The 25,462-nt window shown below is 34.3% G+C and carries 19 protein-coding genes; 6 read left to right on the top strand and 13 right to left on the bottom strand.

The window, feature by feature from the left end; genetic code table 11:
- Positions 1 to 3: 3 nt before the first annotated feature.
- A complete protein-coding gene (gene pdxR, locus ACWNMZ_RS23970) occupies positions 4 to 1,395 on the bottom strand; it encodes a MocR-like pyridoxine biosynthesis transcription factor PdxR (protein ID WP_035416451.1) in 1,392 nt (463 codons plus the stop codon).
- A gap of 127 nt (positions 1,396 to 1,522) precedes the next feature.
- Here pdxR and ACWNMZ_RS23965 point away from each other — a divergent pair, with 127 nt between their 5' ends.
- The 3 genes from ACWNMZ_RS23965 to ACWNMZ_RS23955 all read left to right on the top strand — a co-directional run bounded on the left by ACWNMZ_RS23965 (position 1,523) and on the right by ACWNMZ_RS23955 (position 3,894).
- Complete coding sequence (locus ACWNMZ_RS23965; protein ID WP_031537619.1) at positions 1,523 to 2,068, top strand: pyridoxamine 5'-phosphate oxidase family protein; 546 nt, start codon at positions 1,523 to 1,525, stop codon at positions 2,066 to 2,068.
- A gap of 322 nt (positions 2,069 to 2,390) precedes the next feature.
- Entirely contained in the window at positions 2,391 to 3,329 is a 939-nt protein-coding gene (locus ACWNMZ_RS23960) for a processed acidic surface protein (RefSeq protein ID WP_031537618.1), read from the top strand.
- Positions 3,322 to 3,894 (top strand): class D sortase, encoded by a 573-nt coding sequence (locus ACWNMZ_RS23955; protein WP_031537617.1) that lies wholly within the window; start codon positions 3,322 to 3,324, stop codon positions 3,892 to 3,894. The genes ACWNMZ_RS23960 and ACWNMZ_RS23955 overlap by 8 nt, the downstream gene beginning before the upstream one ends.
- 31 nt (positions 3,895 to 3,925) lie before the next feature.
- On the opposite strand, the gene ACWNMZ_RS23950 is transcribed toward ACWNMZ_RS23955, so the two are convergent.
- Complete coding sequence (locus tag ACWNMZ_RS23950; protein WP_449598938.1) at positions 3,926 to 7,279, bottom strand: hypothetical protein; 3,354 nt, start codon at positions 7,277 to 7,279, stop codon at positions 3,926 to 3,928.
- A 171-nt stretch (positions 7,280 to 7,450) separates the two neighbouring features.
- Between ACWNMZ_RS23950 and ACWNMZ_RS23945 the strand changes: the two genes are divergently transcribed.
- A complete protein-coding gene (locus ACWNMZ_RS23945; RefSeq protein ID WP_031537615.1) occupies positions 7,451 to 8,821 on the top strand; it encodes a dipeptidase in 1,371 nt (456 codons plus the stop codon).
- Between the two features lie 165 nt (positions 8,822 to 8,986).
- Here ACWNMZ_RS23945 and helD read toward each other — a convergent pair whose 3' ends face one another.
- The 3 genes from helD to ACWNMZ_RS23930 all read right to left on the bottom strand — a co-directional run bounded on the left by helD (position 8,987) and on the right by ACWNMZ_RS23930 (position 14,972).
- Positions 8,987 to 11,293: an RNA polymerase recycling motor HelD gene (gene helD, locus ACWNMZ_RS23940; protein WP_251629936.1), complete on the bottom strand. Its 2,307-nt coding sequence runs from the start codon at positions 11,291 to 11,293 to the stop codon at positions 8,987 to 8,989.
- 204 nt (positions 11,294 to 11,497) lie between these two features.
- Positions 11,498 to 12,748, bottom strand: coding sequence for an MFS transporter (locus ACWNMZ_RS23935; protein ID WP_251629934.1), 1,251 nt, complete (start codon positions 12,746 to 12,748; stop codon positions 11,498 to 11,500).
- 292 nt (positions 12,749 to 13,040) lie between these two features.
- Positions 13,041 to 14,972, bottom strand: a complete 1,932-nt coding sequence (locus ACWNMZ_RS23930; RefSeq protein ID WP_251629944.1) for an LTA synthase family protein — start codon at positions 14,970 to 14,972, stop codon at positions 13,041 to 13,043.
- Positions 14,973 to 15,484: 512 nt separating this feature from the next.
- On the opposite strand from ACWNMZ_RS23930, the gene ACWNMZ_RS23925 reads away from it, so the two are divergent.
- Positions 15,485 to 16,531, top strand: a complete 1,047-nt coding sequence (locus tag ACWNMZ_RS23925) for a M42 family metallopeptidase (RefSeq protein ID WP_031537609.1) — start codon at positions 15,485 to 15,487, stop codon at positions 16,529 to 16,531.
- Between the two features lie 46 nt (positions 16,532 to 16,577).
- Here the strand turns inward: ACWNMZ_RS23925 and ACWNMZ_RS23920 are convergent, their stop codons facing one another.
- From ACWNMZ_RS23920 to ACWNMZ_RS23890, 7 genes are all read right to left on the bottom strand, one after another.
- On the bottom strand, positions 16,578 to 17,123 hold the full coding sequence (locus tag ACWNMZ_RS23920) for a M15 family metallopeptidase (RefSeq protein WP_031537607.1): 546 nt from the start codon (positions 17,121 to 17,123) through the stop codon (positions 16,578 to 16,580).
- A gap of 177 nt (positions 17,124 to 17,300) precedes the next feature.
- On the bottom strand, positions 17,301 to 20,441 hold the full coding sequence (locus ACWNMZ_RS23915; protein WP_251630079.1) for an AAA family ATPase: 3,141 nt from the start codon (positions 20,439 to 20,441) through the stop codon (positions 17,301 to 17,303).
- Positions 20,438 to 21,583: an exonuclease SbcCD subunit D gene (locus tag ACWNMZ_RS23910; protein ID WP_031537604.1), complete on the bottom strand. Its 1,146-nt coding sequence runs from the start codon at positions 21,581 to 21,583 to the stop codon at positions 20,438 to 20,440. Before ACWNMZ_RS23910 ends, ACWNMZ_RS23915 begins: the two co-directional genes overlap by 4 nt.
- Before the next feature lie 450 nt (positions 21,584 to 22,033).
- Positions 22,034 to 22,234 (bottom strand): cold-shock protein, encoded by a 201-nt coding sequence (locus tag ACWNMZ_RS23905; RefSeq protein WP_031537602.1) that lies wholly within the window; start codon positions 22,232 to 22,234, stop codon positions 22,034 to 22,036.
- A 226-nt stretch (positions 22,235 to 22,460) separates the two neighbouring features.
- Positions 22,461 to 22,598 (bottom strand): YvrJ family protein, encoded by a 138-nt coding sequence (locus ACWNMZ_RS23900; protein ID WP_031537601.1) that lies wholly within the window; start codon positions 22,596 to 22,598, stop codon positions 22,461 to 22,463.
- A 98-nt stretch (positions 22,599 to 22,696) separates the two neighbouring features.
- On the bottom strand, positions 22,697 to 22,912 hold the full coding sequence (locus tag ACWNMZ_RS23895) for a DUF2922 domain-containing protein (protein ID WP_031537600.1): 216 nt from the start codon (positions 22,910 to 22,912) through the stop codon (positions 22,697 to 22,699).
- A gap of 34 nt (positions 22,913 to 22,946) precedes the next feature.
- A complete protein-coding gene (locus tag ACWNMZ_RS23890; RefSeq protein ID WP_031537599.1) occupies positions 22,947 to 23,168 on the bottom strand; it encodes a DUF1659 domain-containing protein in 222 nt (73 codons plus the stop codon).
- 171 nt (positions 23,169 to 23,339) lie between these two features.
- Between ACWNMZ_RS23890 and ACWNMZ_RS23885 the strand changes: the two genes are divergently transcribed.
- On the top strand, positions 23,340 to 23,600 hold the full coding sequence (locus ACWNMZ_RS23885) for a phage holin family protein (protein ID WP_031537598.1): 261 nt from the start codon (positions 23,340 to 23,342) through the stop codon (positions 23,598 to 23,600).
- A gap of 109 nt (positions 23,601 to 23,709) precedes the next feature.
- Here ACWNMZ_RS23885 and ACWNMZ_RS23880 read toward each other — a convergent pair whose 3' ends face one another.
- On the bottom strand, positions 23,710 to 25,398 hold the full coding sequence (locus tag ACWNMZ_RS23880) for a methyl-accepting chemotaxis protein (protein WP_031537597.1): 1,689 nt from the start codon (positions 25,396 to 25,398) through the stop codon (positions 23,710 to 23,712).
- Positions 25,399 to 25,462 lie beyond the last annotated feature (64 nt).

Below are 25,462 nucleotides of genomic sequence, written 5' to 3'. Positions count from 1 at the left end.
CCCTTATGTAAATAAAGCACGTGCTAATCGTTGTATTCCTTCTTTTATTTCCTTTTCATCCAATCCCCCAAAACCTAGTAAAAAAGGATATCTGTCTTTTTTCTCTGTATAATAAGATTCCGTTGTATAAATTTTAATCCCTATTCTTTCTGCTTCTTCAAGAAATCTATCTTCTTTATTTGGAATACGGATAAGTAAATGTAAACCAGCCTTCTCCCCAATTACTTGCACTTGCTCTCCCATATATTCCTTTATGCATTGGACTAAGAACACATATTTTCTTTCATATACCTTGCGCATTCGCTTAATATGGCGTTCAAAATCTCCGTTATGAATAAAGCTTGCCAATGCCTGCTGTAAAAGTGGAGAGCTTGCTTGTGAATCAGGCCTCCTTTTTTCTTTCCATTTTTCAAGCAACACGTCTGGTAAAATCATATAGCTTATTCGTAGAGATGGCAAAAAAGCCTTTGAAAATGTCCCTAAATAAATGACTCGATCCTGTTGATCAATGGCTTTCATGCTTGGAATTGGCGCTCCTTGAAAACGGAACTCACTGTCATAATCATCTTCTAAAATATAGCCATCTCTTCTTTCTGCCCATTTTAATAGCTCTATACGTTTTCCAATAGGCATAATCTTCCCTATCGGAAATTGATGAGAAGGGGTAACATATGTAAGGTTACATGCACTGTTTAGAAGTGCCGACAAGTCATGCCCGTCCTCTTCTAAAACAGGTATTGATTGAATCGGGATTCCCCTTTCCATAAATACATTTCGTACTCCATCATATCCTGGCTCTTCCATCCCAATAAATAAGGACTTATCTTCCATAAGAGATAGCACTAGATGAATTAAATGTTCTGTCCCTGCCGTAATGACAAGATTGTCAGCAGTAGTTTGAATGCCCCGAGATCTATATAAATACCCAACCAATTCTTCTCTTAATGCTAATTCTCCTTGTTTATTGCCATACTTCATCCAGTGGGTCTGATTGTCCTCCATGACGGCTTTAATCGTCTTCTTCCAACCGTTTAGAGGGAAATTAACCCCATCAATATCTCCATAATGAAAGTCTATACAAGCATTTGTACCCGTCTCTGGACTTTTTGCAACTACTTTTTTCTGTTGCTGTGCTGTATATTCATAGCTAGGTAATGCAACAACCGTATAGCCACTTTTCTCCTTGCTCTCCACATATCCTTCCATCCATAATTGTTGGTATGCATCAATCACTGTATTTTTGCTAATATGCAAGAAACTCGCTAAATAGCGAATTGACGGTAGCTTTGTCCCAGCTTCTATTTTCCCTGTCAAAATCTCCTGTTTAAAATAGTGATACAACTGTATGTATACAGGCTCCTTCTTATCTTTATGCAAATGAATCGCAATATTCACGTTCTTCCCCCTATTTTTCGATGCTATTTAAATTTGTACCTATAAAATTATCTTAAACTGTTCCTATTGAAATGACTATTTATATTTTAAAATATAGAAACAATACAAGGAAGGGATGGAATAAATAATGAATGCGATGCGACAATCAACGATGGAAGTGACAGACAAGGAAAAAATTAATGATTTTTTACATAAAACAAATATAGGGCATCTTGGATTAGTGGATGAAAATGTTCCATATGTTATTCCATTAAATTATGTTTGGTTCCATGAATGTTTATACTTTCACGGTGCCAGTGAAGGCAGAAAAACGCGGATTATCCTTAAAAATAACCATGCTTGCTTTACTGTCAGTGAAGCAAGAGGCGTGATGAGCAATCCCATACCAGCTAAAGTAGATACTGCCTATATGAGTGTTATAGTCTTCGGAGAAGTTACACTGCTTGAGAATATCAATGAAAGCCGTGATGTCATGCAGGCAATGCTAAATAAGTATGTACCTGGATATTATGAGAAACCGCTCGCTAAATCTCATTTAGAAAGATATGTCTCGGCATTGGGGAGTAAAACAGCTATTTATAAAATTACTCCAAGCCATATTTCAGCAAAAGAAAATAAGTTAGATGAAGTAGCAAAATTCACCCCTGGTAGAACGATTAAAATGGATTCGTAAAGATGATTGGAATGGATGGATAGCCTAATTATTATCGAGTTAAGTTTTTGTCTTTTATCCTCTAACTCTAACGCTCCCATTTTTGGATGTTTTAGGCTATCCTTCTGTTGCCTTTAGAATGCTGTGCTCTCGCTTTGGGCACTGACGACCGGACAATATATCTTCTATCATGCTTTGAAACATATATTACTTTTTCCAATCATACCCCCACTGCTCATCAGCCCTATCCTCCACTTCCTCCCAAAATAAATTTTCCTATTCACGTATTATTTTCATAAAATGACAAACACTACCAATAGAATTATGGAGGTGACTTGTCTTAATGAAAAAAATTCTTCCTTCTCTTCTTCTTTTCTTAGGAGTATGCATGCAAGCAACACCTGCATTCGCTTCTCCAAGTGAAAAAGAAATAGAGACTTTAGCTAGTAAACTCGGTTGGACTACAGATGATTTAGAAGAATATTTAACATTTAAAGGATTAAACGTTAATGATTTTGATAATATACATTTATTAGAAAAACAGCTGGGCACCCCTATCACTCCTACAAATCTGGAAGAACTGCTTATTCAAAATTCGATGACAAAAGAAGAATTAGATATCTTATTGGCAGGCTATCATGAAACAGTAGAGAATTTTTGGTTTTTAGAAGATTTAGAGGTTGCCATTGATTTTTATAAAAATCATGAAGAGAAAATGCTGCAATTAGAAGAGTTTCTTGAGAATATCGGGTTTGACGACACAGAAAAACAGCAATTTTACGGGCACTTAAATAAACAAAGCCCTACCTTACTCGCAGCAAAAGTCGTGGAATGGAAAGAAAATTTAAATCGATTCCAAGAAATAGACCAAGAAAGCGAGATTAGTGATAAAGAAAATGCAGCGTTAACTCATTTTTGGCAAGATTTTTTTACCACAACAGCTATGAAGCCTGTACTAATAAGTATTGATGATAATGGGAAAAGAAAAGAGCTTGCACTAAGTGATCTTTTTAATAAACAAATGGATACAACCGTTGCAATTGAATTATATGATACCAACAATACGTTAATTGGAGATGCCATTGTGTCACCAGACATGGTTTCCTCTGTCGATGCAGTAGATAAAATGGTAGAATTGACCGAAGTAACAAAAGGTTTAGCTACTCTCTATGCAGCACAGCTTCCAAATACAGCATCACCGCTCCCTGTCATCCTATGTATTGGATACATGCTTGTACTAATAGGCGTGTTATTAACCTTTAGGAAACCATCTTATGAATAAGCCCAATAAAATTGGAGTTTTCTTCCTATCGATAGGATTGATAATGGTTTTCTATTCTCTTTCTAGCTATTGGAAGATTAATGCCATTATAGAGCAACCAGTTTTTCAGCCCAGCAGACAAATGGCCTTATCCAATTTAAGACAGGTACAACCAGGTGAAAAAATTGGAGCAATCATTGTCCCAAATACGAAGAAGTCTATTCCCATCTATGAAGGGACAAGTGCAAAAATTTTAGAAAAAGGTGCGGGTCACTATCGAAAAAGTGCTCTACCTGGCGAAAACAATAATATTGTACTGTCTGGACATCGTGATACTTTTTTCAGATTCCTTAAGGATTTAGAAAAGAATGATTCATTAATTCTCGAAACAAGAGAAAATGATTATGAATATAAAGTTACAAAATTCTCCATTGTAGATTCAAATGATTCAACCATTCTAACCCCTAAATCCAGACCAATTCTTACCTTAACCACATGTTATCCTTTTGCCTTTATTGGAAATGCACCGAAGAGATATATTGTTACCGCTGAATTAATAAATACAATTGCTCTAGTAAACAAATAGGCCTGAACTTTTAACCGTCCAGGCCATTATATTATTTCCATGTTTTTAAAAATAGCAGTAATCTATTTTTCCAATCAAGGAGCTTTGTAATAGCTAAAGGCTGCTTCCCTTGTTTTTGCATTTCGTAAATACTTGCAATCGCAATGAGAATGGACCCAGCAATTAATAAATACACCCACCATGGGAAATTCCCCCAATATGGTCTTGTTTGTAACAAAACATTGAGAACAAGTACACCAATACCAACAAAGAAATAGGATTTATACCGGAAGTAAAAACCAGAGAGAATGGACAAAATAGCAAGACCACCTAAGATTATCGCATCATAGATAGTATGGGAAATATATCCATCTATAGCTAATATAAGAGCTACAATAACGATCACTCCCCATTCAATATAGTGTAATGTCATTAGCTTACTTATTATTTTCTTTGTAGCAATTACCATGATTATCCAAGGCAATACAACTAACTCTGTCACAATATATTCTTTGATAGTAATAATCATTAGAAACGAATAATACGGAACGAGCAACAAATATATGCTTACAAGTTTAGGTATCCATTCGATTTCTTTTTTAACTCGTTTAATTTGCAAATAAGCTAGAAAAGAAAGGAACAATCCTGGTATTATAATATCCCAATTAAAGGTTGTTTCCACTCCAAATAACGATATTGTAGAAAGGATACTACCAATTAGATAAAAATCAATCCATTTTTCCCCATCTTCCTTCCACTTCAATATGGACGAGTAGACTGTCGTACTTATAAACAAAAACATTACTCCCCAAACACAAGTAAATACATAACGATCAAATGGGATAAACTCCTTTGCATACATCAATATTTCATTATTGATAAGCAGGAAGACAACTCCTCCAATGGAGAATAAATGCAGTTTCTCCAAATGAATTACAAGCAGCACAATCATAATATATAGTAGGATTACAAAATAACTGACCGTCGAAAATGGGTAAGCAAACAGCCAAGAAATAATCCCTAATACACTAAATGGTAGAAAAAAGTAAAGAAGCCCTACCTTATTCTGTGTTAGAAAGTACAAACCAAATAAAACAATTGACAGTACCATAAATGCAAGTTGATACGAATTTCCTCCTGCAAAATCAAATGAGATAATTGTCGCTAGAAAGAGATAACTAGATAGATAGCTACCATATCGAAAAGCCATTTTCACATATTTATTCGCAACTAAATAGATACTTATGCTATAAACAATGAACAAATAGATAAACGGAAGGAAGGAATCACTTCCTATAAATAAACGATCAATGACCATACTTCCAATAATATACACATGGGAAATCGTTAGGAATGGAAGCTTAAATGATGTATGTTTTAGCCCTAACGCAATAATAAACAGGCCAATCCATCCATACTTCATAAGCGTTTCAAAAAGAAATGTATCACTGTTCCAAATAGAACCAACAAGGGTTAAATAGCTAATCAAACTAACAATACCAATTAGCCATGCGATAAGATTGTTTTTTATTTTTCGATATAAATCGTAAAAAACAAGGATTGCTACTAAATACATTCCAGTTGTGACCCATTTGTTTAATGTGAAATATTCAAGAATTAGAAGCAATCCAAAGCCGTACAAGATTTGACCAATATAATAACCAATCCTTCCCATGTTCTTATCCAGTCTTTCATACAAACTTCCAGTTATGACGGTGAATATACTTCCTATCGCAATCGATAACGATAGTCCTTGTTCTTGTATAAAGCTGAATGTCTCTGCAGTCGTAAAATAAACACCAAAAACAGTAATCGGAATGAGATAGGAAAGGAGTTGGTTATGCGTTTTATTTCTTATCAAGCGCCTTCCTAAATATAGACTTAATGCTATTCCTCCTATCATGACAGGAATATACCACTTTCCAATAAAAATTGCTGTTGATAAAAAGGCTATTAACACCATCCAGGATACATTATAGATGGTAGATTCCTTTCTAATATCTTGTAAATAATGCCACTTATTAAATATGCCTAACAGAAATAATAGCACTATATTTATTCCATAGATTACAAGGAATAAGCTATCAACATCGTTTATTAACGAAAACAATACAGCTATATTCCATAAAGCTAGGTTCAAAAAAAGAACTGGCAAATAACGAATAAACGAATATGTTAGTTTTTTCGTTAAAAGAAGAAATTCAACGGCCAGTAAGAGATAAGCAAACACTAAATACATACTGCCTTCGAGAAAAAGTTCCCCATAAAATACAATAGTTACGAAAAAAGTGGCAAGTGCAATGACAAAGCTTGTAAACTCCCAAACTTTTCCCCATTCCAGCTTCTCTTTTAAGATAAACACAAAAAAGAGAAGGAGAATACTAAAGCAAGCAAAAGCTACTGGTAATAAGTCTTGAAGAATTGGATTGGTGAAAATTCGATAAAGACCAAACGCAATTGCAATGGTAATAAAAAAATGATCATGCTTTCGTTTCGTTAACGCAACGGTCATCATGAAAAGACTGCTGATTACTAAATAATAAAAACCATTTATCATACTGCTATCAAATAGAAATGTCATAAATAATGCAGTTAAAATTAACTGTAGTTGAACAATTGGTGTCAGTTCCTTCTGAAAGTATTGTATCCATTTTAAATGCTGACACTTCAATAAAACATATATCAATATAAATTGATAGATTATCATAAAAAAGAAGAATCCATCTTGAGCTAACGGGAGGAAAGCAAAGAGAAAAGCAAGCGTTCCAGTTATTGTCCCAATGGTCAGGATTTTATATAGACCAGACTTTAAATAAACAGCTAGAGCAGTATAGATTGGGAATAATACCAATCCAGCTATTACCCCTAATAAAAATCGACCTTCACCATGCATAGAAAGATAGTCCCCTGCTAGCTGAAAAAAGCTGACGGAAACAAATCCTATTGGCAAAAAAAGACTCCCAAGGAGAAAGAAAGCAAATGCAGTATGATCAATTTTGATAATTTTTTTCGATAATAAACCAACCCCAAAAAATAAAATCGAAACAAAAAAGATCGATACTGCTTTCATCCATCCTGGCATAGAGTCCCAATTACTAGTCGCAACGACTAACCCGCCTATTAGCAGTAGTGCTACTCCTAAATAAAGCATCACCCCTATATTTCGTTCACGGAGCTGTTCAGCAGTATACTTTTTCTTTTCCTTTACAGGCTGCTTTTTCACAATTACTTTTTTTACAGGTTTTTTTTCTAATCCTTCCTTTTCTAGCTCCTTCTTTTTCTCTTCATCTGTTATATACCGTTCAAAGCCAGCAGTTATGTCCATATAACTTTCGTTTGATATGTATTGCTTTGTATATAAAATTTCCAAAATGCGATTAAAAATGGCAATCGTATTCTTCTGCATTCCATGCATCCTTTCTTCTTAACAAGCCTTAATTCTTACAATTTCATCTAATGGTGTAATTTTACATCATCATTTATGATTTTTCAATATATTTTATTTTCTAAAAAAGAGGATATTCTTTTTATATAACGAATTTATTTTTCATATCGAAATAATTGGAGGAATACAGAAATGAAAATGATTGAAGATTATTTAAAAGAGAAGCGAAATGTCCACTTGGAAGAATTATTTTCTTTCTTATCATTGGAAAGTATCAGTGCCCTCCCCGAGCATAAAGAAGATATACAGAAAACAGCTGAATGGTTAGTACAGGCACTTACGAATGCAGGCTTAGAAAATGCTTCCATCTATCAAACAAAAGGCAATCCAGTTGTTTATGCAGATTGGCTTCATGCAGAAGGAAAACCTACTGTATTAGTATATGGGCACTATGATGTACAGCCAGTCGACCCACTAGAACTATGGGATACTCCCCCTTTCTCACCTGAAATACGAGATGAGAAACTCTATGCAAGAGGTGCAAGTGATGATAAGGGACAGGTTTTTATGCATATTAAAGCTATTGAAGGGATTCTTCAAACAAATGGTTCTCTTCCAGTAAATATAAAATTTTGCATAGAAGGAGAAGAGGAAGTTGGCAGTCCTACCCTTCCTCTCTTTGTAGAAGAAAACAAGGAGTTATTAGGTGCTGATGTGATTGTTATTTCCGATACGGGGATGATAGAACAAGGGAAACCAACCATTTGCTATGGTCTTCGTGGTTTATGTGGCATGGAAATTCATGTTAAAGGTCCAAGAAGTGATCTTCATTCTGGATTATTTGGAGGAGCGATTCAAAATCCAATTGCTGCCATAAGCGGGCTATTAGCAAGCTTTCACGATCAAAATGGAGTAATTGCTGTAGAAGGATTTTATGATCGTGTAACACCTTTAACACCAGATGAAAAGGAAGCCTTTAAAGCATTGCAAATTTCAGATGACACTTTCATCGAGCAAACTGGCTCCCCTACTCTATTCGGTGAAGAAGGATTTTCTACTTTAGAAAGGCTTTGGGTGCGTCCTACTCTTGAAATCAATGGAATAAAAGGTGGCTTTCAAGGAACTGGCGTAAAAACCGTTATCCCTTCAGAAGCTAGTGCAAAAATTACCTGTAGACTTGTGCCTGCTCAGGATCCTGAAGAAATAGTTGCATTATTAGAGAAACATATTGAGGCTCATAAACCAAAGGGTGTAGATGTAACAGTTCAATTATTTGATAAAGGTACTCCTTTTGTTACGCCATTTGATCATAAAGCGATACAAGCAGCTGGCAAAGCTTATGAAACAGTGTATAAGGTGCCAACTTCCTATACGCGTGGTGGTGGATCTATTCCAATTGTTGCAGCATTTGACCAAATTTTAAATCTGCCTGTTGTGTTAATGGGATTTGGATTACCAGATGAAAATTTCCACGCCCCAAATGAACATTTCCATTTAGAAAATTATGATAAAGGCTTACAAACTATTTGCCATTATTGGTTTGAACTTGCAGAAGTCTGGTAAGAAAACCAAAAAAATTACTTACTAATAAAGCAGCAGCCAAAATACACTTTGTCACAGGGGCTCTCCCCTGTTTCGCGAAACATCGAGTTCGTGTATTTCGGCTGCTCCGTTTTACTTATTACTTCCAACCACTTTTAAATTCATCTATCTTTTTTTAGAAAAATATTATCTTCCATCAATTAACTCATAAGTATCTTCCTTTATCCACTCAAAATATGGATTCAGAATTCCATCTTCTATATACATAGCTAATCCATGCATGGCTCTTGTGCAGGCTGTGTAAAACAATTCCTTTTCTAAATCGCCCTTATAGCTTGATGCATTATAAAGAATCACTCCATCAAACTCGATTCCTTTAGCTAAATAAGCAGGGATAACGGAAATGCCTTTTTCATAGGATGTGGTGCCCTTTTGAATAAATCTTGCTTCTACTTTCTCTTTAAGCATTTCGTATACTTTACTGCTTTCTTTAATCGTTTTACAAATAACTGCAATTGTTTTATAGCCATTACCCTTCCAGTCTTCGATTCGCTTTAATAAATCATCTATTTGCTTAGCCGAATCTCCTACACTTACTACATGTGGTTTTTCACCATGACGATTAAAAGGTTCGATTTTGTCTCCATTTACAGCAAGGCCTCTTGTAAACTCCACAATTTCCTTGGTCGAACGATAGCTTTTCATTAAAACGATGCTTTCGACATCTTCCTTTTTTCCATTAGCAACAATCTCATTATGCTGGTGGGCATATATTGCTTGATTAATGTCGCCAAGTAGCGTCATTTTGCTATAAGGAAATAGCTCTTTTAAGTAATTAATTTGAAAATCAGAATAATCTTGTGCTTCATCAATAAATACTTGACGAATTCCCGAAGTGGATTTTTTTCCTTCCAATTTATCCTTTAAATACGCAAAAGGTGTAGCATCTTCGTACGACAGTGTTCTATTTTGCAGGTTTAAGATGGTTTGCTCGCCAATCCTTCTCCATTCGTCCATCGTTAATTGTGCAGGACAGCTTAAATCGAAAATCCCTTTATACATAGCAGAAACATCAATAAATCGCAATTTTTTAATAGCCGCATAGATAGACTTAAAGTGCTTATTAACAATAATTTTCCGCAAGAATTTTTCCTCTTGATCGAAATAGTCGAAGTCTTCTTCTTTTTGAGCTGCATGAAATGCTTCCAAATACTCCTCTTTATCCAACAGCTCCATTTCGTTATCAACCCAACCTTGTTTTCTTTCGGTTCTTGCATGCTTTTTCATTTCTTTTTGGGCCCATTCAATTAATAATTGCATTCGGTTTGGTATGGATATATGGCTCTCCATTTCATAAAATTTTCTCATCAATTCTTCACTTGATATAAATACTTTGTTTTGAAATACGATATCCTTAAATACGACACCATCTTTATGTAAATTATCTAAATACTCATCGATAAGCTTTTTAAACGCTTTACTACTTTTAAACTGAATACTTTTTAATCTATTTTCTTTTTTTAGTGAGTCCGTTTCCGTTAACAAATATTCTAATTGGGAAAAGGAATCCTCTACTTGAAAAGATTTTCCAATTCGTGATTGTAAATACTCATAAAAAGTAGACTGGCGCATATTTTCTTCCCCAAGCTCCGGCAAGACTGTAGACACGTAGCTATTAAATAATGGGTTAGGTGAAAACAGCATAATATTATCTGATTTCAATGTATCACGATGCTTGTATAACAAATAAGCTACACGTTGCAATGCAGCAGATGTTTTTCCGCTTCCTGCCACGCCCTGCACAAGTAAGTATTTGCTTTTTTCATTGCGTATAATTTGATTCTGTTCCTTTTGAATCGTCGCAACGATTGATTTCATCATGGAATTAGCATTATTGCCAAGTACTTCAAGCAATAGCTCATCTCCAATCGTTACTCCTGTATCAAATAAACTGATAAGCTTCCCGTCTCGGATGATAAATTGTCTTTTTAATAGTAAATCACCCTCAATTTTCCCACCAGGCGTTTCATAAGATGCTGGTCCTGGCGAATAATCATAATAAACACTTGAAATAGGAGCTCGCCAATCATAGATATAAAATGTCTCATTTTTTTTATCCATAAAAGAAGCAATGCCAATATATATTTCTTCTGTGCCTTCCCCTTCCTCATCGAAATCAATTCTGCCAAAGTAAGGAGTATCCTTCAATTTTTGAAGAACCTTTTGTTGCTGATGAATTTGCCCATAAGTTCGTTCCCGTTCTCCAAGGAGCTCTGCTTGTTGTTTTATACTCGTAAAGGTTTCAATAACATCATCTGGTTCATCAAGGTTTACCGTAACATCCTCCCAAAAGGTTGAACGTAATTGACCAACATCACCGCCAATATTGTGAATGTCTTTTTCCATCACATTCAACTTATCGTCGATTTCCTTGCGAACAAAATCTATCCTCTTTTGTTCCTGGACCTTTTCTTTCGCTTCTTTATTACTCATATTGCATACACCCCTAATCAATTATCTTGACAAGCAGAACAATTATGTGATATCATTATAATAGATAAATTATATGAATTTTACTGAAGATAAATTGATATCACTAAAAGATTCATTTATTTTAACATATTCCGAATTAATTTTCCACTTTAATAAGCATAGACATCCCATAGCCTTTACGGATATGGGATTTATTATGTGTATTTATATTTTTGCCATCTTGCGTTTGAATGAAACTCCTTCTCTCCTCTTTAAATATATATAGAGGAAAAAGAAAAATATCCCACTAAAAGCTCGTAAAAATCCAGAAATATTCATCGCTGTATAAATATTCGTTGTTTCCAAAATAAATACACCAAATTGTGGGGCAATAAAAGCAACAAACGCAAGTAAAATATTATAATTAGAAATACATAAACTGCGATTATCCTCATTTGTCACATCCAATAATTGATTAAATAGCATTAAGACAGTACCTGACACAAATAATCCAGCAAATATATTCGTTATCACAAGAAAAACAAGATTGGTTGAAAAGATCGTGATGAATGGGGCGATTGCCATTCCAAGCGATACTAAGATAAGCATCTTTGCATTGGAATGTTTATCTGCCATTCTTGCCCACCATTTAAAACTAATAATTTGACCAATTGAATTAGCAACGGCAAATAAACTGATCCATAATCCTGTAGCTCCAGCGTATTTTATTTGATAGATACTAAACAAGGTCCAACACATTTGCCATGCAAAATTAAAAAACAAGGCGCTAATGATAAAATATAAAAAAGCTTTATTTCTAAACACAGAAATCCCAAAATGCGTAGTCCTTTTTTTAGGCAATTCTTTCTTTTTCGGCTCCACATGCTTCTTCAAATAATTTATTTCAAGCAAACCTAATACAAAAGCTAATAAATATAATCCAACAAAAGGAATTGAATCTGTTTTATCAAAAAATTGAAGAAATATGCCAATAAAAAAAGTAGAGATCATCCCGATTAAAGTCATCATTTTATTTCTTGTGCTAAAAAAATCACTTCGTCTATCTTCTTGAATAATGTCCCCTATAAATGCCTGCCAGCTTAAATTCGCAAAGGAAAAAGGAAAATTCATGATCCCAACCAAAACAATAAAGACGATTACTTGATATTTATCAGGTATAAAAACGACTAATGCAATACCAACTAAAAAAAGCCTTGCAGCTAAAAAAGAATACACGGTAAACATCTTCTTCTCCTGAAGCCTATTAATGATCAATGAACCAATAATCATCGCAAACATTCCAATAAATGGAGGAAGCGAGCTAATTAAACCAACTTGATAATTGGTTGCTCCTAAAACACTTATTGCAAAGAGTGGAAAATAGTTATTAGAGATGTTCAAAATTATCGTTGTGTAAACTCCATTCTTGATGCTTAGCCTTTCATTTTCTGAATTCGTCTGTTCTGATTCCATCATTCCTATATCATCCTTTTTCTTATCAAAATTATTTCAATTTCTGAAATATTCATTGTTATCATACTCTCATCCTTCTTAACCTGCAAGTCTTTTTTAAAAGAATTTGATGAAATATTTTTGAACATTTAGAGCCTTTTTATAAGCAAAAAAAACAGCTTCAAACATCCGTATTTCAGCCAAAGAATTATAGATTCTTTGGCTTTAGAGATTATCTATTATAGTATTTTTCTGCCTTTCTTTTTAAAGACAAAAAAACCTCTTTCCAAATTGGAAAGAGGTTTTTTATTTCACATTATTCTTCTACTGATTCCTCAGTTTCAGTTGTTGTTGTAGAACCTTTTATATAATTATAATCATCACGATTAATTGGCGTGAATCCATCCGGCTGATGGAATCTTAATAAATCTTTCATGACAATGTTGTCTGATGCTTGTAATTCTGCAGCAGCTGCTTCTGCTTGTTCAGCACCTTGTTCTGCATCAACTAACTCGCCATCAGCATTATAATAGTTATCACCAATTTTTGTTAGGGTTGGAGACACATAGTCACCATTTCTAAATGGAACTGTTTCACGATGCTGTTCAGATAGTAAATCAGAACCTACTTGTAAATAATCCTTTGTATCAATACCTAGAAGATGCATTAATGTTGGCATAACATCTACTTCGCCACCAAATTCACTTACTACATTTCCTTCTACACCTGGTACATGGATAAATAACGGTACTCGCTGTAGCTGTGTGTTCATAAATGGTGTTACTTCATCGACGCCAAGCACTTGAGCCATTGCTTTATTATGATTTTCAGAAATACCATAATGGTCACCGTACATAACAATAACTGTATTATCATATAATCCAGATTCTTTTAATTCTTCAAAGAATAAGCGAATCGATTCATCTAAATAATGAGCTGATTGGAAATAATGGTTTACGGCATTATCACCAAAGTCCCCTGCTGGGAAGTCCGTATCGCCTTCATCCATTTCGAATGGATGGTGGTTGGATAACGTAATAAACTTCGTATAAAAAGGCTGCTTTAATCCTTCAAGTAAAGGCATACTTTGTTCGAAGAACGGGATATCCTTCATTCCATAATTTTTCGTATTTTCCTCTGACATATCATAATACTCAGCATCAAAGAAATAATCGTACCCTATCGTTTTATACATTTCATTACGATTCCAGAAAGTTTTATAGTTACCATGGAACGCAGCAGAAGTATATCCTTCCCCTTTAAGAATGGCGGGTGCTGATTGTAAGGTATTTTGTGCTTTATTTACAAAAACAGCTCCTTGAGACATTCCATATAAGGAATTCTCCATCATGAATTCAGCATCAGAGGTTTTTCCCTGCCCTGTTTGGTGGAAAAAGTTATCAAAATAGAAAGTATTATCATCTTTAATTAACGAGTTTAAAAACGGCGTTACTTCTTCTCCGTTTAATTCATAATTAATAATAAAGCTTTGCAGTGATTCCAATGAAACGTAAATAACGTTTTTACCTTCAGCCACTCCAAAATATTTATCATTTGGCTCAGCATAATTAGCACTTATAAAGTTTTGCACTTCAGTAATATCACTGCTATCGGCTAAAGCTCTTTGACTTTCAGATCTAGCGTTTTGCACGATATCATAAATGGTAAAGTTGTATGCGCCTAAATATTTTACTAAATAATTTCTATCAAATGAACGACTTAATAATTGCGGGCGATCTGCCTCTGCTAATCCTAAATTAATAACAAATGTCAAAATAGCTAGTGCAAAAACAGATTTTGCTGCTCTTCTATTTTTTTGTATCGTAGGTTTATACGCTTTTGTTGCTAGTAAGACGATTAAAATAATAACATCTAGGAAATAAAGAATATCATATGGTTTAAGTAATGATAAAATACTGTCACTTAACTGTCCACCATTAACTTTTACCTGCATTACAACTGGAACTGTTATAAAGTCTGTAAAAAATCGATAATACACAATGTTTGCATACAATAAAGCAGACATTAACGCTGTATTAATCGTAATATAAACAGGCTGTGCTTTCCCTTTAACAAATAAAGCAAGTCCGATAAAGAGAAGTGCAGAGCTTAATGGATTAATAAATAATAGAAATTCCTGCATAGGTCCTTGTACACCAATGCTGAACTCTACCTTATATCCAATATACGTTTTCATCCAAAATAAAAATATGGCGATTAAAAAGAAAGAAGAATGTTTAGATAACATTTTACGAAATAATTCTGCTGTACCTTTCAATCCCGTTCACCTCAATTCAAAATTTACAATTTCTAAAGTAATTTGTTTATTTTCCCTTAATTAGTGCTACCTTATCTACATATGTTACTGCCCTTCCTTTTGTTCATCCTAGTTAAGAAGTAGCAGCTAATGAAAATGCCGTTATCCATTATAACATATCATTTTCAAAATGGTTATTCCTTTTACTTCCTATTAATAGAAATTTACATAAAGTAGATTTCAAATTAATCACATCTTACATTAAATTAATGAATATTTCCAGCAATATCTATATTTATACGAAAAATAGGGCGAAAAGAACAGAATTTGTGTTTTTTCGACAAGAATGAATAATAGCAGATATTTTCTAAAATGAAAATGGTAAATACTCACAGCCCTCTCTTTCTTCCCCATTCATAAGTATGATAAACAGCGAACAAGCATATTTAATATTCATTTTTTTAATAGTATAATGGTGTAGATAGTAAAAGGAGGAATTTCATTTGATACATATTGATCAAAAAGAATATTTAGCTCTATTAGAGCAATTGCTTAATGTCACTAGTCCATCAGGGAATACAGAAACAATTATTCAATTTATAGAGAAATATTTAAAAGAGGCCAATATTTCTACTTATCAAAATAATAAAGGAGGATTGATTGCGACACTTCCTGGAAAAATTACAGACAAACAGCGCATGCTTACTGCACATGTTGATACACTTGGAGCGATGGTAAAGGAAATCAAACCGAACGGCAGACTGCGCTTAGATTTAATTGGCGGTTTCACATACAATAGCATTGAAGGAGAAAATTGTATAATCGAAACTTCTTCTGGTATGACATATACAGGAACAATCCTTCTTCATCAAGCATCTGTCCATGTATATAAAGAAGCCAGAACGCTTGAGCGTAATCAAGCCAATATGGAAGTTCGCATTGACGAAATGGTTAAGAATCAAGAAGAAGTGAATAACCTTGGCATTGCTGTGGGTGACTTTGTATCTTTTTACCCACGTGTAGAGGTTACTCCTTCTGGCTTTATTAAATCAAGACATTTAGATGATAAAGCGAGTGCAGCGATTCTTTTACTATTAATAAAAAAATTGAAAGAAAATAACATTGAATTACCGTATACAACAAACTTTCTTCTTTCGAATAACGAGGAAATTGGCTATGGCGGAAATTCCAATATTCCTGTAGAAACTGTTGAATATATGGCTGTTGACATGGGAGCAATGGGAGATGGTCAATCAACAGACGAGTACACTGTATCCATTTGTGTGAAGGATTCAAGCGGACCTTATCATTATGCTTTAAGAAAGCATCTTATTCAATTAGCAGACAAGCATGAAGTACCATACCAACTAGATATTTATCCATATTATGGATCTGATGCTTCTGCTGCCATTCGATCTGGTCACGATATCAAACATGCGTTGATTGGGCCAGGAATTGATTCCTCACATGCCTATGAACGTACACATTTTTCTTCTGTTGAAGCAACAGGAAAATTAATTTATCATTATTTACTTAGTGAATTAGTCTAAATTGTTAACAAAAAGAGGATGACATTATCATGTCATCCTCTTTTTGTTATTCTGGTCTTTTGCCCTTTTGCAAATCTTTCATTGTTAATCCAAAATCCATTTGAAAATGGGGATAATCCTTAAAATTAGCCCAGTCTCCTCCCCACTGAAAACCTAATTCTTTTGCTATTTCAACCACTTCCATCCAATCACTTTTGCCATTTCCATTCCCATCATAGTCCATATCCCAGATGACTACACCGTTAATATCTAAAAGAGCGAAGTCTATTGCTAGTCCATAATTATGATAAGACTCCCCGCCCTTTGCATTGGTTACAATTGAACCATCTGTCGTTCTTCCTTGCTCATATAAACGATCTTGCTCTTCTATACTTCTAAAGTCCTCTGTAATGACAGTCCGAATTCCAATATCACCTGCCTTTTGAACAAGGATATCTTTCTTTTCCTTTACAATAGGATTCAATTCAGTAGGCATTGGCACATCACTATAGTCTCTTTCAGGCACATTTAATTTCCAATATATTAGAAGAATAAAGATAAAAATTAATAATATAAAAATGCTTCTGCCATGCTTCTTTCTTTTTTTTCGCAAAATTACGCTCCCATACTTCTGATGTTGTTTTCATTCATTAAGCCGATGATTTTGGACCGATAGTTAATTTTTTGGGGACATGAAATAGATGCCAGATCATGGACAGAAGGATTCCCCTTTTCTAGATTTGACATGCCAATACAGCCACTGACTTATCCATCCCGTCTCTACCATATTTTAATGTAAATATTCAAAGCGAGTAGTGCTTCCAGTCTGTCCAGCAATAACCTCTAATCTAACTTCCATTCGATCCTTTAATTCAGGAACGTGGGAAATGACCCCGACTAATCGTCCTGCATTTTGGATATCCATCAGTGTTTCAATTGCTTGATCTAGCGACTCTGGATCTAGCGTTCCAAAGCCCTCATCAATGAACATCGTTTCCAGTGAGATTCCACCAGCAAAATTTTGTACGACATCACTTAAACCTAATGCTAAGGATAATGCTGCCTTAAAACTTTCTCCTCCTGATAATGTTTTAACATGCCTTTCTTGTCCAGTATATTGATCAAATACGAGTAATTCTAATCCACTTTGCACATTTCCCTTTGATCGATCACTCTTTCGGACAAGCTTATATCGCCCACTAGTCATTTTTTTAAGTCTACTGTTCGCTTGAAGTAATATTTCATCTAAAAAGGATGCAAGAACATAGCGCTCAAATGTAATTCTTTGTGCATTTTGACCTCTTGAAATATCATATAAATGCCCAACAAGATTAAATTGATTTTCTAATTCTTTTACTTTCCGGTTTATTTCAAGTACTTGTGCTTGGATTTCTTTATTATCTTTTTGTTTTATTATCATATTTGTATGCTCTTGCTGGAATCTATTTTCTTCTTCCACTATTCTTGTTAGCTTCGTTTCGAGCTCTTCTATATTTGGAACCGCAATATCTTTAAGTGCAACTTCTAAATCCTTTAAGCGATCAGAAGCAGAACGACACTCTTCTCGATATGCTTGAACCGCTGCTTTTAGCTTTTCTACTTCTTGTTCCTGCAATTTACTTTCTGCATAGGATCGATAGGTTGGAAACCCTTGCTTTGCCATTTTTTCTAAGAATATATCCCTTTCTGTCTGTAAGCTTTCGGATAGCTGCCTAATTTGTTTTTCTAGGCTTTCTAAACGAACTAACTCCTTTTGTGATTTTTCTTTCGTATTCTGCAACTTTTCTTGAGCTAAAGCAAATTGAGCTTCCAATTTTTCTAACCGCAGCATACTTTCTTGCGATACTTTTTTATATTTGGGTAATTCTCTCAAGTCGGCCGGAATCGTATCCTGCATTTTTTTTAAGGTTGTATTTTGTTCCGTATATTCAATAGTTGTTTCTCTTATTACTTCTGTTGTTTGTTCAAGTAGTGCTTGCACTTCTTGAAATTGCACTTCAACATCAGATAGAGACAACTTCATTTTTTCCATCTCTATTGTTTGCGCCTCTAATTTCTTTTGCTCAAGACTCAATTCCTGCAATTGATTTTTAATTGTATTTGCTGTTATCTCGCTATCCCCATCACTAAATAAAGGATAGACATCGACAACCTTTTTTAGCTTATTCTTTGCATCTTCTGTATACCATTTCCATTGTGTATTGGCCTCAAGCCAAGCAGTTTCTGCTTTTGTTTTTTCTTTTTCTATGCTTTCAAGATCCTTTTTTGCACTTTTTCGATCCTCCTCAGAGAAATCTTCGGTATGAAGATGATTTGTTGCTGGACTTGGATGATGTACACTTCCACAAACCGGACATGCTTCATCCACTTTTAAACTTGCTGCTAAAATAAGCGATTGGTTGGCAATCCACTTATTTTCAAGTTCTTCTACTAATGCTTTTGCATCATCATATCTATTTAATACTTGATCTAGCAATTGTTTTTTTGAATTGGCATCAGACTTTCGTTTCATGCTAGTATGTTCTACTTCCATATATTCATTTATTCTTTCTAATATAGTTTGCAGATTCCGAATTTTATCTTTATTATCTAGAAGTAATTCCTTCATACCGTCTAGCTGTTTTATCCGCTCTTTATACTTTTGAATAGTAATCTCTTTTTCTTTTCGTTGTTTTTGAAGGATTTCTTGTTTAGAAGCATGGCTTTTCATCGCTTTTGTTAATTGATGGAGCTTTCCTTCTACTTCCGCATACTGCAGAACATCCTTTTCCATATTTTTCAATTCAACAAGGTAATTAGCTAATTGTTTACGCTCTTCTTCTTTCGTTATCTCTTCCTTATATAGTTGATCTGCTTCCATTAGTTGTGCTTTAAGCGCTTCTATAGATGTTCGAATTGCCTTTTCTTCTTCTTTTCTATCATCAATTTGTCTTTTTAAGTGATGACAAATTTCCTCTTGCTGTGCAAGGACGGCAGCTTTTTGGGCTAAATCGATTTTCTTTTCTATTTCTGTATATTCCGTTTTCTGACTTTCCAATTCCTTTAAACGTGTGGAAAGATCTTCTTTTAACTTCATTTGCTTAATTATCGATTCTGCTTCAAATAAATGCTGTTTAATGACATCTCGTTCTTTATTTTTCTCGTCGACCTTCGTTTGTAATCTTCCTACCTCTTTTTCCATCGACTCTATTTCTCGCTCTAATAGCGGGAGAATGGCGACATCGTTCTCACTATCTTGTGCCATTTGTGCAATTAAATCTTTATTAAATACTGCAGCTATTTTAGATAGTGAATTTGTACGTAATATTACCTTTTGCTCAACTTCCTTTTTTAGTCCTTGTGCCTGCTCCTTTAGTTTATCTTCAATACGCTTATACATTTCTGTATGGAATAAACGTTGCAAGATATTCTCTTTTTCTTTACTGTCTGATGTAAGTAATTTGCGAAATTCCCCTTGTGGAATCATCAGTATTTGGCGAAATTGATTGCTATCAATTTGCATAATTTCCTTCACTTTTTCATCTACATCACGAACAGAGGAAGCAACAAGCAATTCCTTTCCTTCTTCATCGAATGTAAAGAGTTCAGCTTTCGCACCAATTGTCGTAAATCCATCTCCTCTTTCTTTTTTCTTCTCTTGCTGAGGAGATCGAGTGATGAGATAACGTTTTTCCTTTAATTTAAATTCAAAACTGACTTCTGTTAATAAGGAATCATCGGCAAATTGACTTCTTAATTCTTGCCCATTGCGATCTTCCCCGCTGGCTTTGCCGTAAATAGCATAGCTAATCCCATCAAAAATAGTAGTTTTACCTGATCCTGTTTTTCCAGAGATGACAAACATTGTACGATTGCCTAAAACAGTAAAATCAATAACCTCTTTGTGAGCATATGGACCAAATGCCTGCATGGTTAGTTTTAATGGTCTCATTTTCGTCCCTCCTCTCTTAGAACTTGATTAATAACACTCGCCATCCAATCCTTTTTCTCTTCTGAAAAGGTTGCAGTAGTCATTTCTTCGTAAAAAGATGCAAATAATTCCAGTTCATTTTGCTGTATTTCCTTTTGCACTTGCAAAACAGACTTATCTTTTCGATCTTTGTTTTCTATTTTTCTTTCTAAGTGCAGAACATTTGGGTAGACTTGTCTTAGCTTTTGGATTGGATCAAGTATCGCTCCTTCATCAAGCAAAGTTATTTTCAAATAATCATCTACTTTTTGTTGCTGATAAAAATTTATATCTAGCAGTTCTTCTATATGACCTTCTAGCTCTCTCATATCTTTCTCCGGTGTTAGCGCATGATATTTTTGCGTAAAATTCCCTTTTTCATCCATTTCAATAATGGACACAGATTTCTTTTGCTTCGCTTCGGAAAATGAATATTTCATTAAGGAGCCTGAATATTTAACCGTTTGATGATTAATAGCCTCCGGGCTATGCAAATGACCTAAAGCACTATAAGCAAAGGGGGCAAACAATTCAGCTCCGACACAGCCTGATCCACCGACAGATAAAATCCGCTCCGAATCAGATGTTTTCCCCCCCAGTACAAAGCTATGTCCAATCAACACATTTGGTTCATTAATCTGCAAATTATTTTCCATTTTACCAATAATGGCTTTCATTGCGTCATGATGATTTAGAATCGAATCATCCTCTAGCATTTTTCTGACTACTACTGGCTCGCAATATGGTACTAAGTAGAAATTAACCCCAGCTAAAGACACCGGTGAAAAGCTATTTTCGATTTTTCCATTTAAATAAAATTGATTTTTCTGGTACCAAGAACTTCCGAAAGATAATCTTTCTGCACTATCATGGTTTCCAGATATAGCAAGTATTGGTGTATTTAGCTCAACATTAATAAAATATAAAACCTCATCCAGTAAATTAACGGCATCTGTAGGCGGAATGGAGCGATCATATAAGTCGCCTGCAATAATGACAGCATCTGGCTTTTCTTTCTCTACCAGCTCCATAAATTGTTTCAGCATAAAGCGTTGATCTTCTGTCATGTATAATCCATGAACTAATTTCCCCAAATGCCAATCGGCAGTATGAATAAATTTCACTATTTTCACCTCTAAAATTTTTTATGAAAAAGCATTTTTGGCTGTTTTCGTAAAGTTTGTTGCTATATCTGCACCCTGTATACACTTCGTTTACAATCGGGCGCTACATTCTAATCTCATCAGATTGTACGTATATGCAGAGTGCTTCTTATTACTAATAATTTTTGTAACCCTATGAAAATGCAACTATTTATAAGCTGCATTTACGCTTATTATTTACTTCAATTTATTCCATGCAGTAAAGTCATAATGCATTTACATGGAGATAAAAGCATATATTCTATCATTATAGCAAACATTTTGTAAGAGAAGGAATGAGAGAAAAAGTAAACCAATTATTTCTATTTACATAAATCTAATAGAGCTGGTTATATATAATGAGGGATATGGTATAGAAAAAGGTCAGACCTTTTAAGAGATCTGACCTTTTTTATATGAGGAATGCTATTATTATATTTTAGTAACGTTAGCAGCTTGAGGTCCACGAGCACCTTCTACTACTTCAAATGAAACGTCTTGGCCTTCTTCTAAAGATTTAAAACCTTCCACTTGAATCGCTGAATAGTGAACGAATACATCATTTCCGTCTTCTGCTTCAATAAAACCAAATCCTTTTTCTGCATTAAACCATTTAACTTTACCGTTTTTCATGTGAAAAAATCCTCCTAAAAAGCTTTGCTAGCTTCATCTTTTAATTACCATTTTCATCGCATAAGCATTAAACTATTAATCTCTTAAAATATAAGTTCGATCAATAAATAACATACTAAATACGTTAATAACGGTTAATGTAAATTTAACATTTTTAACTATTATTGTCAATAGAAAACCCTTTCATTTTTCAAACAATTATAATTAATAGAGAAGCTCTTTCATTCTATCCTTTTATTAATTCGGGTAAACTTTGAATTGATTTGATCATAATATCCAGTTTCGTTTCAATTCTATTCAGCAAATAGAAACTGATTACAATTGGAAATCCAACTTGGCTTATAAATGAAATCAAGTCTTCCATTATAAGTTCCTCCTCATAGTATCTCTTTATTACCTTAGGGCTACTGGCATGGAAACCATTAGCCCTTAAGCAATTTGTTCAAAAACCGTTACTAATCGTTAAATCTCATAATCAGTTACATTTCTTTCAACAAGGCGTATTCCTTTCACTGCAATTAATTCTCCGTTCGCACTGCTTAATGCATTAGCTGAAATAATACTTTGCATGACTGTTGATACTTGTTCCGCATCTACTGGTTCAACAGGACTTTCAAGGGAAATTTTTGTTGACTTCCCATTACTCGTTTCAAAAGTTAACTCTAATGATTTCGCCATTTAAGATTCTCCTTTCATTCCTATTTAGGTGTTACTACGGCTGAATAATTTCTGAGACATCATTTCTTTCAATAGAAAATAAAGTATAAGTAACTAGCGATGATAAACTTGCTGCGATCTCAGCTAGCTGTTCAGGGGATGCCGTTTGCTTAACATTCCTAAACGTCTTTGTTACATAATTAGGATCCCCGTTTTCCTTCATACCATTTTGAAACGTTAGCTTAATACTTGATTCATTCCAAATTGCTTCTGCCATCTCCATCACCTCCTTTCACTCCCTAAATAGAGGAAAGGAAAGAAAAAGGACAGTGTATGAATAAATAAGATGATTTTTTCTTAGAGTGTTTTCTGTCATAGGTTATGTAACAATCATTTTTCTTCCTTAGTACATATGCTAGTAATATAGAATAAAAGGAGGGAAAATACTGTGGAATGGTTACAATCTTTTTTACTTGACCATTATTATATATTAGTACCGGTTCTATGGATCATCGGCTATGCTCTTAAGCAAACGCCAATAATACCTGATTGGTCTATCATTTGGATTCTTCTCCTAGCATCTATTGTATTAGCCACTTTTGCATATGGATTTAGCTTTGAAGCAGTTACTAACGGCATTATAGCTGCAGGAGTATCTGTATTCGGACACCAGCTTGTCAAACAGACAGTTAAGGATAGAACGAAATAGTTCTATTCTATAGATACATGGTAAAGGGATGATTACATGTTTTTGCTAAAAAAGAGCCGATCTTCCTTTTGTTTATACAAAAAGATCGACTCTTTCTATTTATAGCTAATTATAATGTAAAATGGGACACAGTTTTTTGAAGCCTTGATGCAATTTCCGATAACCTTTTAGCTGAATCTGTCATCTCGGTCATAGATGCTAACTGCTCCTCTGTTGCTGCAGACGTTTCTTGTGTAAAGGAAATACTTTCTGCCGAAATTTTATAAACACTTTCCATAATCCGCTTCATTTCATTGCTATTTTTTGATAGCTCTTCTATTTCATTCGTTACTTCTTGTACATTTTCTGATACATCGGAAACAGATTGAAAAATTTCTTTAAAGGCGATACTTGTTTTTTCCGTTTCTAAGAGACCTTTACTTACAATCGAGTTAGTATTATTCATGCCATCAACTGCCAGGCTTATTTCCTTTTGAATCGTATCCGTTACATGTTGAATTAAATGGGCAGAATTACTGCTCTCTTCAGCAAGTTTTCTAACCTCGTCTGCCACAACAGAAAATCCTTTACCATGTTCTCCTGCTCTTGCAGCTTCGATGGCTGCATTTAATGCCAATAGATTTGTTTGCTCTGCGACATTCGTTATTAATTCAGCAATTTTTTTAATTTCTACAGACTTTTCTTCCAGCATTTTGATGGTCAGGGAGGAATCTTCAACAGAATAACTTATGTCCTTCATTTTATGAACCACATCATCAATGGAGCGATTACCGTCCTTTGCCTTCTGCATGGAGCCAGTCATTTTTTCTTTCATACTGAAACTACGTACGGTTATTTCTTCCATGCTTTTATTCATAAGACTGTAATTCTCAACTGCAATTTGAAATTGGTTTAATTGGCTCTCCACTTGTTCTACCGTTTTTTCTGAAATACTAGAAACCTGTTCCGCCACAATCGCCGTTTCTTTTGCACTATTTTCCATTTCCGTACTACTGGCAGTAACGATATTAGCTGTCTCTCTTACCTCCTGGATAATTAAGCCTAATTCATCGTTCATTATACTTAATGATTGGACCATTTCTCCAAATTCATCATTTCGCTTTCCTTTCACTTCTTGCTTTGTAAGATTCCCTTCACTAACCTTTTTGATAATACGAGAAGAATCTCTCATGCCTCTTGCTATCGTTCTACTAATCCACACAGCAAGTATGACTGCTGAAATCATCGCAAAGGCACTTATTGCAAGGACTATATAAATATAAATCTTTGTTTCACTTTCTACTTTGCCTCTTATTTCACTCATTCTTGTTTCTTCATATTTAATTAACTGATCTGTTTGATTACTAAATTCAGTACGAATGTCATTAGACTGATTAATAAGGGAAAGATAATTTTCTTCATTTTCTAAAATTTTTTCCTGGACTGCCTTGTCACCTAGAACTAAAAAATCAGCTTGAAGCTTTTGGATGCTTTCAAATAAGTCTTTACTAGTAGCATCGTTTTCCATACTATTTAATGTATCAAAATCATTCACCAGTCTTTTCGAACTACTATCATAATTTGTCAGATAGGAGGTTTCTCCTGTAAGTAAATATCCATTTATACCATCTGATTGGAGCAACATGTCTATTTTCATGTTTTTTAAGATGATTACCTTATTTACTTGCTGATCAATCACATTTGTGTAGTTTTTATCAACCTTTGCAATTTGTGTTATAGAGAGAGTCGCAATTAATAAAATACATATAATAACTAAGAGAAAACCTAGCCCCAACTTTTTTGTAATTGTAAATCTCATAACCTTCTCCCTTCTATATTAACCAATTAAGATTTTTAAGAAATTAATGACTTTTTCTATTATT

It is taken from the genome of Niallia sp. Marseille-Q9988 (assembly GCF_976954375.1).
The sequence above is the reverse complement of the archived record's forward strand: the minus strand, read 5'-3'. Positions and strand labels throughout refer to the sequence as shown.